The 15,105-nt window shown below is 69.7% G+C and carries 18 protein-coding genes; 12 read left to right on the top strand and 6 right to left on the bottom strand.

Features of this window, described 5'->3' with window-relative positions; translation table 11 throughout:
* Nucleotides 1-2 precede the first annotated feature (2 nt).
* From QM728_RS12480 to QM728_RS12455, 6 genes are all read left to right on the top strand, one after another.
* Complete coding sequence (locus QM728_RS12480; RefSeq protein ID WP_415032326.1) at nt 3-671, top strand: histidine phosphatase family protein; 669 nt, start codon at nt 3-5, stop codon at nt 669-671.
* Between the two features lies 1 nt (nt 672).
* Nucleotides 673-1,305, top strand: a complete 633-nt coding sequence (locus QM728_RS12475) for a TlpA disulfide reductase family protein (protein ID WP_415032325.1) — start codon at nt 673-675, stop codon at nt 1,303-1,305.
* The gene (locus QM728_RS12470) at nt 1,302-2,105 is read left to right on the top strand and encodes a cytochrome c biogenesis CcdA family protein (protein ID WP_415032324.1); all 804 of its coding nucleotides are present in this window, start codon (nt 1,302-1,304) and stop codon (nt 2,103-2,105) included. Before QM728_RS12475 ends, QM728_RS12470 begins: the two co-directional genes overlap by 4 nt.
* Nucleotides 2,105-3,721, top strand: coding sequence for a cytochrome c biogenesis protein ResB (locus QM728_RS12465; RefSeq protein ID WP_415032323.1), 1,617 nt, complete (start codon nt 2,105-2,107; stop codon nt 3,719-3,721). Before QM728_RS12470 ends, QM728_RS12465 begins: the two co-directional genes overlap by 1 nt.
* Nucleotides 3,722-3,726: 5 nt before the next feature.
* A complete protein-coding gene (ccsB, locus tag QM728_RS12460) occupies nt 3,727-4,707 on the top strand; it encodes a c-type cytochrome biogenesis protein CcsB (protein ID WP_415032322.1) in 981 nt (326 codons plus the stop codon).
* Between the two features lie 126 nt (nt 4,708-4,833).
* Complete coding sequence (locus tag QM728_RS12455; RefSeq protein WP_415032321.1) at nt 4,834-5,280, top strand: DUF4383 domain-containing protein; 447 nt, start codon at nt 4,834-4,836, stop codon at nt 5,278-5,280.
* Between the two features lie 72 nt (nt 5,281-5,352).
* On the opposite strand, the gene QM728_RS12450 is transcribed toward QM728_RS12455, so the two are convergent.
* Together QM728_RS12450 and QM728_RS12445 are read right to left on the bottom strand one after the other, a co-directional pair.
* A complete protein-coding gene (locus tag QM728_RS12450) occupies nt 5,353-5,547 on the bottom strand; it encodes a hypothetical protein (RefSeq protein WP_415032320.1) in 195 nt (64 codons plus the stop codon).
* A gap of 70 nt (nt 5,548-5,617) precedes the next feature.
* A complete protein-coding gene (locus QM728_RS12445) occupies nt 5,618-5,842 on the bottom strand; it encodes a BldC family transcriptional regulator (RefSeq protein WP_415032319.1) in 225 nt (74 codons plus the stop codon).
* Between the two features lie 179 nt (nt 5,843-6,021).
* Between QM728_RS12445 and QM728_RS12440 the strand changes: the two genes are divergently transcribed.
* The 4 genes from QM728_RS12440 to QM728_RS12425 are packed head-to-tail and all read left to right on the top strand — an operon-like array spanning nt 6,022 to nt 10,769.
* Complete coding sequence (locus QM728_RS12440) at nt 6,022-6,348, top strand: DUF4229 domain-containing protein (RefSeq protein WP_415032318.1); 327 nt, start codon at nt 6,022-6,024, stop codon at nt 6,346-6,348.
* A gap of 13 nt (nt 6,349-6,361) precedes the next feature.
* The gene (locus QM728_RS12435; RefSeq protein ID WP_415032317.1) at nt 6,362-7,498 is read left to right on the top strand and encodes a PLP-dependent cysteine synthase family protein; all 1,137 of its coding nucleotides are present in this window, start codon (nt 6,362-6,364) and stop codon (nt 7,496-7,498) included.
* A complete protein-coding gene (locus QM728_RS12430) occupies nt 7,495-8,205 on the top strand; it encodes an ABC transporter ATP-binding protein (RefSeq protein WP_415032316.1) in 711 nt (236 codons plus the stop codon). The genes QM728_RS12435 and QM728_RS12430 overlap by 4 nt, the downstream gene beginning before the upstream one ends.
* On the top strand, nt 8,202-10,769 hold the full coding sequence (locus tag QM728_RS12425) for an ABC transporter permease (RefSeq protein WP_415032315.1): 2,568 nt from the start codon (nt 8,202-8,204) through the stop codon (nt 10,767-10,769). Before QM728_RS12430 ends, QM728_RS12425 begins: the two co-directional genes overlap by 4 nt.
* Here QM728_RS12425 and QM728_RS12420 read toward each other — a convergent pair whose 3' ends face one another.
* From QM728_RS12420 to QM728_RS12410, 3 genes are read right to left on the bottom strand one after another with little or no spacing between them, the layout of a single operon-like run.
* Nucleotides 10,770-11,528, bottom strand: coding sequence for a YggS family pyridoxal phosphate-dependent enzyme (locus QM728_RS12420; protein ID WP_415032314.1), 759 nt, complete (start codon nt 11,526-11,528; stop codon nt 10,770-10,772). It lies immediately after the preceding gene.
* Nucleotides 11,529-11,573: 45 nt separating this feature from the next.
* On the bottom strand, nt 11,574-11,969 hold the full coding sequence (locus QM728_RS12415; RefSeq protein WP_415032313.1) for a GntR family transcriptional regulator: 396 nt from the start codon (nt 11,967-11,969) through the stop codon (nt 11,574-11,576).
* Entirely contained in the window at nt 11,966-12,856 is an 891-nt protein-coding gene (locus tag QM728_RS12410; RefSeq protein ID WP_415032312.1) for a hypothetical protein, read from the bottom strand. The genes QM728_RS12415 and QM728_RS12410 overlap by 4 nt, the downstream gene beginning before the upstream one ends.
* Before the next feature lie 175 nt (nt 12,857-13,031).
* On the opposite strand from QM728_RS12410, the gene QM728_RS12405 reads away from it, so the two are divergent.
* Both QM728_RS12405 and QM728_RS12400 read left to right on the top strand, forming a co-directional pair.
* Entirely contained in the window at nt 13,032-13,259 is a 228-nt protein-coding gene (locus QM728_RS12405) for a helix-turn-helix domain-containing protein (RefSeq protein WP_415032311.1), read from the top strand.
* Nucleotides 13,260-13,330: 71 nt separating this feature from the next.
* The gene (locus tag QM728_RS12400; RefSeq protein ID WP_415032310.1) at nt 13,331-14,104 is read left to right on the top strand and encodes a Clp protease N-terminal domain-containing protein; all 774 of its coding nucleotides are present in this window, start codon (nt 13,331-13,333) and stop codon (nt 14,102-14,104) included.
* A gap of 74 nt (nt 14,105-14,178) precedes the next feature.
* Here QM728_RS12400 and QM728_RS12395 read toward each other — a convergent pair whose 3' ends face one another.
* Nucleotides 14,179-15,102, bottom strand: a complete 924-nt coding sequence (locus tag QM728_RS12395) for a 1,4-dihydroxy-2-naphthoate polyprenyltransferase (RefSeq protein WP_415032309.1) — start codon at nt 15,100-15,102, stop codon at nt 14,179-14,181.
* Nucleotides 15,103-15,105 lie beyond the last annotated feature (3 nt).

Raw genomic sequence — 15,105 nt, 5'->3', positions numbered from 1 at the left:
CCATGAGCGAAAAGGCCATCCGCAGCAGCGGCGTGCGCACCGGTGAGCACACGATCGTGCACCTGATGCGCCACGGCGAGGTGCACAACCCCGAGGGCGTCCTCTACGGCCGCCTGCCCGGCTACCGCCTGTCCGACACCGGGCGCGCACAGGCGCAGACCGTCGCCGACTCGCTGGCCGACCACGACATCGCCGTCGTCTTCGCGTCCCCGCTGCAGCGGGCGCAGGAGACCGCGGCGCCGCTGGCCCGGGCGCACGGCCTGGAGATCATCACCAACGAAGACCTCATCGAGGCGGACAACGTCTTCGAGGGGCTCAAGGTGTCCGCCAGCGGCGGCGCGCTGTCGAAGCCGCGGCACTGGCCCAAGCTGCGCGACCCCTTCACGCCGTCGTGGGGCGAGCCGTACATCCAGCTGGCGCACCGGATGCTGGCCGCGGCCACGACGGCGCGCGACAACGCCCGCGGCCGCGAGGCGGTGTGCGTGAGCCACCAGCTGCCCGTCTACACGCTGCGGCGCTTCCTCGAGGGGCAGCGGCTCTGGCACGACCCGCGCAAGCGGCAGTGCTCGCTCGCCTCGGTGACCAGCCTGGTCTACGACGGCGACGCCCTCATCGACATCGTCTACTCCGAGCCGGCCGGCGCGACCGACCCGACCGTCACGGGAGCCTGACGTGGCCCCCCGGTTTCTCCGACGCCTGACCGCCGCGACCCTGGCCGTCGCGGCCGGTGCCACCGTGCTCGTCGGCTGCAGCACCGGCAAGGACGCCGTCCACCAGGGCGACACGTGGCAGTTCGTCTCGCCCGGCGGGCAGACCGTCATCCACTACGCCCCGGCGCAGCGCAAGCCCATCGCGCCGCTGTCGGGCCCGGAGCTGGTCACCGACAAGCCGGTCGGCGTCGGCGACTTCCCCGGGCAGGCCGTCGTGATCAATGTGTGGGCGTCCTGGTGCGGACCGTGCCGCGGCGAAGCAGACCTGCTGCTGCGCACCTACCACCAGACCCGCGATCAGGGCGTCGCCTTCCTCGGCATCAACCTGCGCGACGACCGCGCCGCCGCCCGCGACTTCGTCGCCGACCGCAACGTCGACTACCCGTCGATCTACGACTTCACCGGCGCCCGCCTGGCCGCGCTGACCACGCCGACGTCGGTCGTCCCGACGACGGTCATCCTCGACCGCCAGCACCGACCGGCCGTCGTGTACCTGCGCGCCGTGGAAGCCGTCGAGCTCAAGGACGAGATCGGGCGCGTGCTCGCCGAGCCGGCCGCCGCGCCCGCCGCTGACCGGGTGCCCGCGGCGAAGTGAACGTCGCCAGCCCGCTTTCCGACGCAGCCGCCTCCGGGCCGCTGCTGATCGCCGTCCTCGCCTGCGCGGCGGCCGGGTTCCTGTCCTTCGCGTCGCCGTGCGTCGTGCCGCTGGTTCCCGGCTACCTGTCGTACCTGGCCGGTCTCGTCGGGGCACAGGCGCCGGCGGTGACCGTCGACGAGTCGCGGGGGGTCCGCCGCTCGGGCCGGTACCTGGTCGTCGGCGCCGCGCTGTTGTTCGTCCTGGGGTTCACCGCGGTCTTCGTCGCGGCCTCGGTCGCGGTCTTCGGGCTGACCGGCACGCTGGCGCGGGGGAGCGAGGCGCGCCAGTGGCTCCAATACATCGGCGGCGGGCTGATCGTGGTGCTGGGCTTCGCCTTCCTCGGGTTCATCCCGGCCCTGCAGACCGAGCGCCGATTCGCGCCCGCCCGCGTGACCGGCCTGATCGGTGCCCCACTCCTCGGCGGCGTCTTCGCGCTCGGGTGGATCCCGTGCATCGGGCCGACGCTGATGGCGGTCCTCGCGACGGCCAGCGCCACCGAGGGCACCACCGCCGCACGCGGGACGCTGCTCATCGTCGCCTACTGCCTCGGCCTGGGCATCCCGTTCCTGGTGCTCGCCCTGTCGTCGACGTGGGCGGTGCGCAGCTGGAGCTGGTTGAGCAAGCACACCCGGACCATCCAGGTCATCGGCGGCGTCACGCTGATCCTCGTCGGACTGGCCGTCATGACCGGGGTGTGGGAACACTTCATCGCCTGGCTGCAAACCCGGTTCGACCCCGACGCGGGACTGGTGCTGTGATGAGCGCTCCCCGTCGCCAGTCCTCGCTGCAGCGCTACCTGATCGCACCCGCCCGCAACGCGTGGCGGTCGTTGACGTCGATGCGCACCGCGCTGATCCTGCTGTTCCTCCTGGCGCTCGCCGCGATCCCCGGCGCGCTGCTGCCGCAGCACCCGCTCAACGAGGCGAAGACGCAGAACTACATCCAGACCCACGGCACGCTCGGCAAGGTCATGGACCGGCTGCAGTTGTTCGACGTGTTCGCCAGCAGCTGGTTCACCGCGATCTACGTCCTGCTGTTCGTCTCCCTCGTCGGCTGTCTGCTGCCGCGCACCCTCGAGCACTGGCAGAGCCTGCGCGCCCGGCCGGTGCCCGTCCCGCGCAACCTGCTGCGGATGCCGCGCCACGAGGAGATCGAGGTCGACGGCGACGTCGACCCGGCCGAGCTCGCCGAGCGCATCGAGGGCAACCTGCGCGGCTGGCGCAAGACGATCTACACCCCGGAGCAGAGCAAGGCCGGCACCTACGAGGTGTCCGCGGAGAAGGGCTATCTGCGCGAGTTCGGCAACCTGGTGTTCCACTTCGCGCTGTTGAGCCTGCTGCTGGCCGTCGCGGTCGGCAAGATGATCGGCTACGAGGGCACCCGCAGCCTCATCGCCGACGGCGAGCAGGGCATGTGCAACACGTCGACCGCCGTGTACGACTCGTTCCGGGCCGGGCGCCTCGTCAACGGCACCAAGCTCCAGCCGTTCTGCATCCACGTCGACGACTTCACCGCCACGTACCTGCCCAGCGGTCAGCCCGACATGTACGAGGCGACCATGCGGTACGCCGAAGGCGCCCCCACCACCGACCCGCAAACGTGGCCGGCGGCGAAGGTTCGCGTGAACGCGCCGCTGCGCGTGGCCGGCAGTCGCGTGTACGTGCTGGGCCACGGCTTCGCGCCGACGTTCACGGTGACCTTCCCCGGCGGCCAGAAGCGCACCCAGACGGTCCCGTTCGCGCCGGACGAGATGGCGACGATGCTGTCGTCGGGCGCCGTCCGCGTCGACCCGCCGGCGGGCATGTTCCCGGCGGAGAAGGTGCGCCGCCGGAACCAGATCGGCATCGACGGCATCTTCGCGCCGACGGCGAGCTTCGACGGGACGCTGCTCTCGTCGTCCGGGCCGATGCCGAAGGACCCCTACGTCGCTATCCGCGTCTACCGCGGCGACACCGGGCTCGACTCGGGGCGCCCGCAGAACGCCTACGCGCTGGACACCTCGCTCATGCACAGCGGGCAGCTCAAGCGCGTCGGGCAGGCCAACCTCAAGCCCGGGGGAGTGCTGCGCCTCGACGACGGGACGTCGGTGACGTTTGACGGCTACCAGCGCTGGATCTCGATCCAGGTCAGCCACGACCCGACCCAGGTGTGGGTGCTGGTGTCGGCGATCACGATGGTCGCCGGTCTGCTGGTGTCGTTGCTGGTGAAGCGCCGTCGCGTGTGGGCCCGGATCCAGACCGCCGATGACGGGCCGGATGGTGAACGACGTACCGTAGTAACGGTGGCCGGACTGGCCCGCACCGATTCCGCGGGCTGGGGCGACCACTTCTCGGAGCAGGCGCGCGAGCTCGTGCTGGGCACAGGCAAGAGGTGAGGCAGATGAACCAGGTTCTGGCTGAGACCGGTGAGGCGACGGTCCACATCAACGAGACGCTGTCGCGCTGGTCGGGCGTCCTGTACGGCACCGCGCTGGGCGTGTACGCGATCGCCGCACTGCTGCTGTTCGCGGGCTTCGCCGCGTCGACCAAGAAGTTCAGCGTCGGCGAGCGCGCCGCGGTTCTCGCAGGCTCCGGCGGCCCGGTCGTCACCGCCGATGAATCGGCACCCGGCCGCGTCGTGCCGGCCGAGCAGAAGTCGAACGACCGTCGCCTGCTCAACATGGGCTACGCGGTCGCCATCGTCGGCGCGCTGGCCCACTTCGCCTCGATCGTCACCCGCGGCTTCGCCACCGGCCGCGCGCCGTGGGGCAACATGTACGAGTTCATCGCCCTGACGATGCTCGCCTGCATGGTCGGCGGCCTCGTCGCGCTGCGCTCGCAGGCCAGCCGCCGCTACCTGGGGTTCGTCGTCGCGGTCGTGCTGCTGTTGCTCGTCATCAACGACCGCTTCCTCTCGACCGACGCAGGACCGGTGGTTCCCGCGCTGAAGTCGTACTGGCTGGTCGTGCACGTCTCGATCATCTCGATCAGCTCCGGCGTCCTGTTGGTGTCCGGCGTCGCCAGCATCCTGTTCCTGCTGAACAACTCGTTCGGGTGGTTCGGCCAGGAGGCCGCCGACCGACTCGACCGCATCGCCTACCGCTGCGTCGTCTTCGCCTTCCCGCTGTTCAGCCTCGGCGTCATCTGCGGCGCCATCTGGGCCGAGCACGCGTGGGGCCGCTACTGGGCCTGGGACCCGAAGGAAACCGTGTCCTTCATCTCCTGGGTGATCTACGCGGCCTACCTGCACGCCCGCGCCACCGCCGGCTGGCGGATCCAGGCCGCCGCGATCAACGTCGTCGGCTTCGCGTCGGTGTTGTTCAACCTCTTCGCGATCAACCTGGTCGTCTCGGGCCTGCACTCCTACGCCGGCGTCGGGTAGTTCCAACACCGCAGTACAACTTCCAACTCGGATTGGTGTTGGAAGTTGTCGTGGGCTGTTGGAACCTCGGGTCGACCCGCGTAGCGTCGCCGTTACAGAGCGACCGCCACCCGCGAAGGACCGGATATGAGGAACTGGAGTTTCGCCCAGATCGGGCTGTTCGTCATCGCGTTGCTGCACGTCATCCAGGCGATCATCGGATTCATCGCCGAACCCAGCTTCGCCATCGGTCCCGACGCTCCGACCGCACGCGTACTCGGCATGGACTACAACGGCTGGCACGCCGTGGGCGGGCTGGCGCTCTTCGCGCCGGGCCTGATCCTGGCGTTCAGCAAGCCGTGGTCGGTGCTGTACCTGCTGCTGGCCGGCGTCTTCGGGGCGATCCCCGGCATCTGGGCGTTGTTCTCGAAGCAGGTCGGCATCGTGCTCGCCTTCCCGAACAACATCACCGACGCGATCCTGCATTTGGTGACCGGGGCGATCATGATCGGCATCGCGCTCATTCAGATCCGGCGCGACGGCGGACTTCGAAACTCGCTGGCCGGGCTGCGTGCGCCGTCGCGCACCGGCTAAACCCGACACTGCATGACAAGACCCGACACCCCCAGGTGTCGGGTCTTGTCATGCAACGTCGGGTTTGCGGGACTAGTCGCGGTCCTGGTTCTTGCGGCGCAGGTCCAGGAGGAAGTCCGGATCGTCGTCGGGGCCGATGGGGCCGCGGGGAGCTTGCGGTCGGGGGGCGCGGGGCGCACGGCCGGCGATGCCCCCGGGTGCGCGGGTCAATCGGAAGATGACCACGCCCAACACGACGACGAACGCGATCAGCAATAGGAACTGCACGTCGAACCTCCCTCAACGCCTCCAGGGTACGCGAGGGAGAGGGCGGGGCGGACGGGCAAGAACGGTGCGGTCAGACCGGGAGGTCGTCGCGGTTGTTGAGCAGGGCAACGACGTCGCTCTCGCGGTAGCGGCGATGGCCGCCCGGGGTACGGATCGACTGCAGCAGGCCGGCGGCCGACCAGCGCGCAACCGTCTTCGGGTTCACGCTGAACATCGCGGCGACGTCGGCGGGCTTCAGGTTGAACTGGCTCGCGTTGGCCGCGGTGATCGTCGACGGCTCGTTGAGGATCGTCACGAGTACCCCTCTATCTCGGGCGGAATTACCTGGTTCGACCGTTTTACCCCCTGAGACACCGGGTGTTCGAACCGTCATTGACAAGTAAAGGGATGGTCAAATTGCCCGGTTTGGGGGTTTTGCTCCGACGGCATCGAGTCGCGGCGTCGCGGGACCGTCGCGCCAGATAGGCTGGCCGGGTGACTAAGGAAACCCCCGCCGACGAGCCCGCCGCCGCGGCCCCCGACCTGATCGGGCTGATCGGAGCCCTGTTGGCCTACGTCGGCGCCCGCCTGCTGCTGGTCGCGCTGGTGACCGCCGCGATCATGGGCATCGGCTCGCTGGTCAACCAGACGGTGCCGCTGATCGTCGCCGTCGCCTTCGGCTTCGTGATCGCCTTCCCGATCGGGATGGTGCTCTTCAAATCGCTGCGCACGAACGTCAACACCCGCATCGCCGAGTACGACGAGGCGCGCGCCCGCCGGCGCGACGACCTGCAGGGCCGCCTGCGCGGGTCGGGCAAGTAGCCAGACGGCCGCCATGACTCGCAGCGTCGAACACCGCGCCGACCGCGACTGGGTCCACCGCGCGGTCTCCCTGATAGAGGCCGATTCGAGGCGCTCGGCCGATACCCACCTGCTCCGCATCGAGATGCCCGCCTGGGCGCGGTGGACCGACGACGACGGCCGGCCCGCGGGCGTCGACCTCTACGTCAAAGACGAGTCGACACACCCGACGGGCTCGCTCAAGCACCGCCTGGCGCGGTCGCTGTTCCTCTACGCGCTGTGCAACGGCTGGATCACCGAGTCGACGACCGTGATCGAGGCGTCGTCGGGCTCGACGGCGGTCTCCGAGGCGTACTTCGCCAAATTGATCGGCGTGCCCTTCGTCGCCGTGATGGCCGCCAGCACCTCGCCGGCCAAGGTGCGCCTGATCGAGCGCGAGGGCGGGCGCTGCCACTTCGTCGACAACGCGGCCGAGGTGTACGACGTCGCCGCGCGGCTCGAGAAGGAGCTGGGCGGGCACTACATCGACCAGTTCACGATGGCCGAGCGGGCCACGGACTGGCGCGGCAACAACAACATCGCCGAGTCGATCTTCCGGCAGATGTCGGCCGAGCGATATCCGTCGCCGACCTGGGTGGTGGTCGGCGCGGGCACCGGTGGGACGTCGGCGACGCTGGGCCGCTACCTGCGCTACCAGGGCCACGACACGTCGCTGTGCGTCGTCGACCCCGAGAACTCCGTGTTCTTCCCGGCGTACGAGTCGGCCGACGGTGCCTACTGCGCGGTCCACCTCGACGTCGGCTCGCGCATCGAGGGGATCGGTCGCCCGCGCGTCGAGCCCTCGTTCGTCTCCCAGGTCATCGATCGCATGATCTCGGTCCCCGACGCCGACTCGATCGCCGCCATGCGGTTCTTCTCGGATCTGATCGGCCGCCGCGTCGGACCGTCGACGGGGACCAACATCCAGGGCGCGCTGACGGTCGTCGGCGAGATGGTCGCCGCGCGCCGGCCCGGCTCGGTGGTCACCCTGCTGTGCGATCCGGGCGAGCGCTACGGGGAGACCTATTACGACGACGCCTGGCTCGCCGAGCGCGATCTCGACATCGAGCGACCACTGGCCGAGCTGACGGAGTTCTGGCGCGACGGAACGTGGCCGAACGGGTCGCGATGAGCCCGAACATCGTCAAACATGTCGACCGCCCGCCGTTGGTCAGCGCCCGCGACCTCGTGCGCGAGTACGAATTCGGCGACACGACGGTCCGCGCGCTCGACGGCGTCGACCTCGACCTGCCCGGTGGGCGGTTCGTGTCGATCGTCGGCCCGTCCGGCGCCGGCAAGTCGACGCTGCTGCACATCCTCGGCGCCCTCGACCAGCCGACGTCGGGCAGCATCACCGTCGACGGGGTGTCGCTGACCGACCTCGACGACGCCGCGGCCTCGGAGTTCCGCCGCCGCCGCGTCGGCTTCATCTTCCAGTTCTTCAACCTGGTGCCGACGATGTCGGCGTGGGAGAACGTGGCCCTGCCGCGCCTGCTCGACAACCAGTCGCTCCGCAAGGCCAAGCCCGAAGCGGTGGCGCTGCTCGAGCGGGTCGGCCTCGGCAACCGCGTCGACCACCGGCCCGGCGAGCTCTCCGGTGGGCAGATGCAGCGCGTCGCCATCGCGCGCTCGCTCATCATGGACCCGGCGATCCTGCTGGCCGACGAACCGACCGGCAACCTGGACAGCCGCACCGGGGAGGACGTGCTGCAACTGCTCTCCGACCTCGCCCACGACCGGCCCGACCGCCTCGTCGTCATGGTCACCCACGACAACAACGCCGCCGCGTCCACCGACCACGTCATCACCGTGCGCGACGGGCGGGTCCTGACGCGATGACGGGCATCGCGGGGCGCCTGCGCGCCGGGCTGACCCGGGTGCGCCTGCTGAACCTGCGCGAGATCGTCACGCACCGATTGCGCGTCGTCACCTCGCTGTCGGTGGTCGTCGTGGCGTCGGCGCTGCTGGTCGCCGTGTTCGGCACCTTCGGCTCGCTGACCGGCTCCGTCCGCGACATGACCGCGGCCCTCACCGGCGAGTCCGACCTGGAGATCGCCGCCATCTCCGACACCGGCTTCGACGCCGGGATCGCCGGCCAGCTGCGCGCCGAATTGGACGGTGCCAAAGCCGTCGTGCCGATGATCCGCGACGACGTGCGCATCGACCCCGCCGACGGCGCCGAGTCCGACGATCCGCGGGTGAGCCTGCTGATCGGGTCGGATCAGCGCGTCACCGAACTCTCGCCGCAGTTGCGCCACGCGATGCGCACGGCAGGCGGCGACGAGATCAGCCTCGACGACCTGGAGACCGGGGTGGTCGCCGGTGCGGGAACCGGGACGGCGAAGGGGGACCGGCTCAAACTGAACGGCGTCGAGGTCACCGTGCTGCAGGTCGCGCCCGCGGCCGGCACCGAGGTCCTCAACCGGGGCAACTTCTTCTTCGCCTACCTCGGCCTCGCCCAGCGCATCGCCCACGCCGACGGCAAGGTCGATTCGCTGTCGATCGTCGCCAAACCCGGCGCCGACCTCGGCCAGATGCGGCAGCGCGCCGAACAGGTCGTCGACGGGCGCGCGGTCGTCGTGAGTCAGGACTACCGCCTCAAGCAGGCCGAGGTCGCCACCGCGGTCACCCGGGATTCGACGCTGTTGGTGTCGGTGATCTCGCTGGTGATCGCCGGCTTCCTGGTCTTCAACACGATGAACATGGCGGTCGCCTCGCGACGGTCGTCGCTGGCGATGATCCGGGCGCTCGGCGCCCGCCGTGGCCAGCTGGTCGGCGACATGTTGTGGGAGGCCGCCGTTTTCGGGCTCGTCGGCGGGGCCATCGGCATCCCGATCGGCATCTTCGCGGGGAAGTGGGCCATCGGCCGGCTGCCCGAGATGACGCTCAATTCGGTGGGCACCGCCGTCAACTACCACCTGCCGACCTTCGCGCCGTTCGTCGCGCTGGGGGCGTGTATCGCGGCGTGTGTGGCCGCGACGGCGCTGGCCGCGCGCACCGTTTTCTCCGTGGCGCCGGTGGAGGCGATGTCGGCGGCGGGCGGTGACGTCGACCAGCCGCTGTCGCGCCCGGTGGTGTGGACGGCCGGGCTGCTCGGGGTCGTGGGCGTCGCCGTCGCATGGATCCTCGCCACGACGATGCCCGGCCGCGCGGCGATCATCGCCGGCGCGGTGTTCGGCGGCGCCGGCCTGTTGATCTGCTTCGCCCTCACCGGTCCGCTGGTGCGGGGCGTCACCTGGCTCGCCGGGCGCTTCCGCGCGCCGGGGACGCTCGCCGCGGTGAACACCGAGCGGGCGTCGCGCCGAGTCTGGGCGACGGTGATGACCGTCGCGGTGGCGATCTCCGTCGGCATGGGCACCTCGGGGGCGCTGAACAACCTGGTGTCGTCGATCTCCGGTTCACTCAAGGGCCTCGGCGACCCCGCGTTCTACCTCTCCTCGTCGAGCAAGGACGGCATCCCCACCGGCCCGACCTTCTCCGACGACGTCGAGAACGACGCCAAGAAGGTGCCCGGTGTCGGCGAAGTCCACGGCTCGCAGTGGTCGTCGGTCAATGTCGGCGAGGCGCGCATCCTGCTGCAGGGCCTGGAGGCGGGGATGAGCGCGCCGTTCGTCGTGAAGACCGACCCGGCCGCGTTGCAACAGGTGCTCGGCGGCGACGGAATCGTGCTGTCGTCGGTGGCGTCGCGCAACCTCGGCAAGAAGGTCGGCGAGCAGGTGCGGCTGGCGACGCCGAGCGGCTTCCACTCGCTCACCGTCCGCGACATCGTCGACTACGTGACCATCGATTCGGGCAGTGCGGCGATCTCCCTGGACAAGCTGCGCGAGTGGTTCGACCGCCCCGGGGCGACGTATCTGCAGGTCCAGCTCGCCGACGGCGCCGACGCCGAGCAGGTGCGCGCGGGGCTGACCGAGGTGGCCCAGAAGTACTCCGCCGGACGGCTGCCGCTGCACGTGTACTCCGGGGAGGAGGCGCTCCGCGCGACGCAGCACTCGGTGGAGCAGTCGGGGGCGTTCACGGTCGCGATCCAGTGGATCGTCGCCGTTGCCGCCGCGGTGGCGCTGCTCAACACCCTGCTGTTGTCGGTGATCGAGCGGCGTCGGGAGATCGCGGTGTTGCGCGCCCTTGGCTCGTCGCGACGCTTCGTGTTCTCGATGGTGCTGTCGGAGGCCGCGGCGATCGCGGTCGTCGGGTCGGCAGCCGGGCTGGTCCTCGGCGGGATGTTGCACCTGATCAGCAACCAGATCCTCAGCGCGAGCACCTCGATCGCCGTGCACTACGCGGCGCAGTGGACGACGCTGCTCTACGTGCTGGTGTCGGTCGCGCTGTGCATCATCGGTGCGCTGACCCCTGCCATCCGCGCGGCACGCCTCAACATCTCCGAGGCGATCGCCGACGAGTAGTCAGCCGGCCGGCCAGTAGTGGCTGTCGGGGGTGTCCCGCTTGCCGAAGATGGCCTGCCCGACGCGTACGCAGGTCGAGCCCTCGGCGATCGCGAGGGCGTAGTCGCCCGACATCCCCATCGACAACTCGCCCGCACCGATCAATGCGGGATCGTCGTCGCGGGCCGCGTCGCGCAGCTCGCGCAGCATGCGGAAACAGCCGCGCACCCGATCCTCGTCGTCGGAGTTGGCGGCGAGCGCCATGAGGCCCTGCACCCGCAGGCGGTCGAAGGCGGCGAGTTCGCCGAGGAAGCCGAGCAGCTCTCCGGGGGGCAGGCCGAATTTGGACTCCTCGCCGGAGGTGTTGACCTGGACGTAGACGTCGAGGGTGCGGTCGAGCATTGCGAGGCGACGGTCGAGCGCTTCGGCGAGCCGGATGCTGTCGAGGGCCTGGAATTCGTCGGCGATCGCCGCGACGTCCTTGGCCTTGTTGGTCTGCAGGTGGCCGATGACCGCCCACTTCACCCCGGTGTCGGCGAGCTCGGTGTGCTTGCGCTTGGCCTCCTGAACCTTGTTCTCGCCGAACCAGGCGCAGCCCGCGGCGACGGCATTGCGGAGTCGATCGGCCTCGACGGTCTTCGAGACCGGCAGGAGACGGACCTCGCCCGGGTCGCGACCCGCCGCGCTTGCCGCCTCGTCGATCCGCGCGCGCACGGCGGCGAGGTTCGCACGGAAGTCGTCGACGGTGTGGGCGGCGGGGTAGTCGGTCACGGTTCTCATTGTTCCAAACGCGCCCGCGTGGCTGCGGGGACCAGGTGGGGCTGGTCAGCCCTTCGAGTGGTGGCGCACCCGATCGACGACGGCCTCGACGGCCTGCTGCGGTGAGTTGCCGAGGTGTTGGGCGTCGCGGAGGTAGCGTTCGGCCAGGTCGTCCAGGGCTGCACGCGCGACCGTCGGGTCGTCTGCGGCGGGTCGTGCTGCTACCCGTGTTCCGCCACCGCGACGGCTCTGGGTGAGTCCAGACTCGTCCAGCATCTGATACGCGCGCGCAGCGGTGTTCACAGCGATTCGCAGGTCGCCCGCCAATTGGCGCAGCGGCGGGAGTCGGGACCCCACGGGAAGTGCGCCGCTGGCGATGTGACCGACGATCTGTCGGTGGATCTGCTCGTAGGCGGGAGCCGGGTCGTTGTCGTCGAGAACGATCCGCGCCGGACCGTTCATCGGGGCGTCCCGGCTTTCCCGGGAACGAGAACCGGCGGTTTCACGAACGCCACGAGGAGTACGACGCCGACCGCCATCGCCGCGAGCCCAACGATGTCGGTGAGGAGGGGCAGCGACAAGCGCTCGGTCAGCGAGTGCACTGAGTCGCCGTGCTGCCCCTGCCAATCGTGGAACTTCCACCACGCAGATCGGAACGTGCTGAGTCCTGCGATGAAGCAGCCGATCGCGGCGAGAGCGGCCAATGTCGTTGCGCGAATGGCAACGCCGCTGCGCGACCACGCGTCCGACGGCGACTCGGGATCGAGATCTGGGCGCTGCAGGACCAGGCGTACAACCCAGGTGGCGAGGGCAGCCGCGACAAGGACCTGCCCCAACGAGAGCAGTAAACGACGGGTGCCCACATCGAAGCGGACCGCCGAATGCGCCTCGCCGAGGCCGCCGTCGGTGGCGATGGCCAACAGGACGGTGACCGTGGCCAGTCCGATTGCGGCTCCCACCGTGACGAGCAGCCAGCGTGGGATGAGTGCGGACGGTGACCGCGTCGTCAGGGTCGCGACGCGGGTGCTGGGCGTTCGGGTGCCGAGTTCAGTGATCAACAGTGCCAACAAGGGCAGCAGTATGAAGCCGTATCCGATGACCAGCTCCATAAGCGTGTAGACCCCGCGAGGGTAATGCGTCGTGCGCTCGCCGCGAGATGCGGATATCCCGGAGGCGACGAGGCCGTAGAGGGCAAAGCCGATCGGCAGTGCGAGGGAGATGCCGAGATTTCTGCGCAGTCTGCTGCGATAGGCGGCGAACGCGGGCGAGGCCGGCGGGCGTGCTGGTCGGATTGCGAATCCGGCGATGATGGCAATCGCCATGAACGCGACGAGCATGGGGTTCAGCATCGGGGCGGCCTCTCTTGTATTAAACCAATTGATACAAGTGAGAAAACCAGAACTCTGCGTTTGTGTCAATCAGGTTGACACAAGTTCTCGATCGGCGGCGTCGGGTTCGCGGGTCGACGCAAGAGCTATGTCAATAATTCTTGACAACTTGGCGATGTCAACATAACCTGACGTTGTGACTGAGAACGAGAACACGACCGCCGATGCGGTCGCCGACAAAGATCCGGCACGCGGCCTGGCCGCGGTACGCGCCCTGCGCACCTTGGCGGATCGCTTGGAAGACATCCATGTCGACAACGCCCGACGAGCCGGGTGGAGCTGGCAGCAGATCGCCGACGTACTGGAGATCAGCCGCCAGGCCGTCCACCAGAAGCACTCGCGGCGCGACTCAGCCACCGACTGACCACAGACCAACACGAAGGAGGAGCCACTATGTTTGGCCCACGACTAGCCCAGGACGATCGTGTCCTTTTCATGTTCGCCGTTGCCGAGGCGCAAGAACTCGGTGACCGCCGTATCGGTGCCGAGCACCTGATCCTCGGTGCACTCGGCAATGCCCGGGATCCCCTCGTCGGCGTTCTCGCCGAGCATGGCATCACCCTGCACGCCGCCCGCGATGCGGTGCGCGGCGCCGAGACCACCGATGAGCCCGATGCCGACCCCGAGGGCGACACCGACCGCTACGCGGCCGACCGCGAAGCCCTCGGAACCCTCGGGATCGACCTCGACCAGGTTCGCAAGGCCGTCAAGAAGAACTTCGGCGACGACCTCACCGAAGGTTGGGGTCGCCGCCCCGAGCGCCGCGGTCGACGCGGCGGACCCCACGGTCGCGGCGGACCGCACGGCCGAGGAGGACCCCACGGCCGCGGTCGGGACTTCGATCCCGGTGATCCTCGCGGCTTCGACCCCGGCGACGACGGGCACGGCGGTTTCGACCCCGGCGACCCGCGCGGCTTCGGTCGCGGCCCGTGGGGCGGCGAGGACCGGGGCGATGGCCCCTGGGACTACGGCCGCGGTCGGCGTGGTCCGCGCGGTCACGGCCGGCGCACGCCCCGGTTCGCCGAGGACACCCGACGAGTCCTGATTGAGAGCAGGCGGGAGAGCATGTTGCGCGGTCGCGGATTCACCGCCGCCGACATCGTGAGTGCCGCGCTCGACGCCGACAGCCCGCGGGTGGAGGCGATCATCGCCCTCGCCCCCGATGCCGAGGCGCTGCGCAAGGCCGTGGCCGACCAGGCCGCGGAGTAGCGCGAAACCCCAAACTGCCGAGCGCGGCTGTCACCTGGTGGCAGCTGCGCTCGGCAGTCTTGTACTCGGGCCCCCTAGAACAGGCGCGTGTGCGGTGCGCCGTCGAGCGCCCAGATGAAGGCGAGCGCCGTCACGACCGACCAGCCCAGCATGATCCAGCCGGTGTTGCCGAGAGCGCGGATCAGTGCCGGTCCGTCGGCACCGCCGACGATGTTCCGCCCGACCCCGTTGGCCAGCGGCGCGAAGGCCAGGCCGACCAGTGCCCACGGGTGGAAGAAGGCGATGAACACGGTGATCACGAACGGCAGGGTGATGAGGAACGCGTAGAGGTACCGCGTCGAGTAGTCGCCCAGTCGCACGGCGAGGGTGTGCTTGCCGGCCGCGGCGTCGGTCGCGATGTCGCGCAGGTTGTTGGTGACCAGCACCGCCGACGCGAAGGATCCGACGGCGACGGCGATGAGCACGCCGATGGCGTCGATCTTCCCGGCGAGCACGAACTGGGTGCCCAGCACGCCGACCAGGCCGAAGAAGACGAAGACGGCGATCTCGCCGAATCCGGAGTAGCCGTACGGGCGCTTGCCGCCGGTATAGAACCAGGCCGCCGCGATGCAGGCTGCGCCCACCAGGATCAGCCACCAGTGCGTCGCCAGCGACAGCCAGACCCCGGCCGCCGCGGCGACAAGGAAGGCGATGATCGCCGCGGTCCGCACGGACCCGGGTGACGCGGCGCCGCCGCCGACGAGGCGGGCCGGACCGGTGCGCACGTCATCGGTGCCGCGCACGCCGTCGGAGTAGTCGTTGGCGTAGTTGACGCCGATGATCAGCGCGATGGCGACGACGAAGGCCAGCACGACGTGCCACCAGATCGGGCCGGGTGCGCCGGGACCGGCGTGGCCGTGCACGTGGTACGCGGCGCCGAGGCCGGCGATGACCGGCGAGAGCGCGATCGGCAGGGTGCGCGGACGTGCGCCGTTGATCCATTCGGAGACTGAGGCCATGCG

Source organism: Gordonia sp. (in: high G+C Gram-positive bacteria) (assembly GCF_047602025.1).
Taxonomy (GTDB): Bacteria; Actinomycetota; Actinomycetes; order Mycobacteriales; family Mycobacteriaceae; genus Gordonia.
The sequence above is the reverse complement of the archived record's forward strand: the minus strand, read 5'-3'. Positions and strand labels throughout refer to the sequence as shown.

Coding starts and splice junctions, on each gene's coding strand:
- QM728_RS12425 (WP_415032315.1), top strand. CDS start 8,202: ATGACGGGCATCGCGGGGCGCCTGCGCGCCGGGCTGACCCGGGTGCGC.
- QM728_RS12465 (WP_415032323.1), top strand. CDS start 2,105: ATGAGCGCTCCCCGTCGCCAGTCCTCGCTGCAGCGCTACCTGATCGCA.
- QM728_RS12455 (WP_415032321.1), top strand. CDS start 4,834: ATGAGGAACTGGAGTTTCGCCCAGATCGGGCTGTTCGTCATCGCGTTG.
- QM728_RS12435 (WP_415032317.1), top strand. CDS start 6,362: ATGACTCGCAGCGTCGAACACCGCGCCGACCGCGACTGGGTCCACCGC.
- QM728_RS12420 (WP_415032314.1), bottom strand. CDS start 11,528: ATGAGAACCGTGACCGACTACCCCGCCGCCCACACCGTCGACGACTTC.
- QM728_RS12410 (WP_415032312.1), bottom strand. CDS start 12,856: ATGCTGAACCCCATGCTCGTCGCGTTCATGGCGATTGCCATCATCGCC.
- QM728_RS12415 (WP_415032313.1), bottom strand. CDS start 11,969: ATGAACGGTCCGGCGCGGATCGTTCTCGACGACAACGACCCGGCTCCC.
- ccsB (WP_415032322.1), top strand. CDS start 3,727: ATGAACCAGGTTCTGGCTGAGACCGGTGAGGCGACGGTCCACATCAAC.
- QM728_RS12400 (WP_415032310.1), top strand. CDS start 13,331: ATGTTCGCCGTTGCCGAGGCGCAAGAACTCGGTGACCGCCGTATCGGT.
- QM728_RS12395 (WP_415032309.1), bottom strand. CDS start 15,102: ATGGCCTCAGTCTCCGAATGGATCAACGGCGCACGTCCGCGCACCCTG.
- QM728_RS12480 (WP_415032326.1), top strand. CDS start 3: ATGAGCGAAAAGGCCATCCGCAGCAGCGGCGTGCGCACCGGTGAGCAC.
- QM728_RS12430 (WP_415032316.1), top strand. CDS start 7,495: ATGAGCCCGAACATCGTCAAACATGTCGACCGCCCGCCGTTGGTCAGC.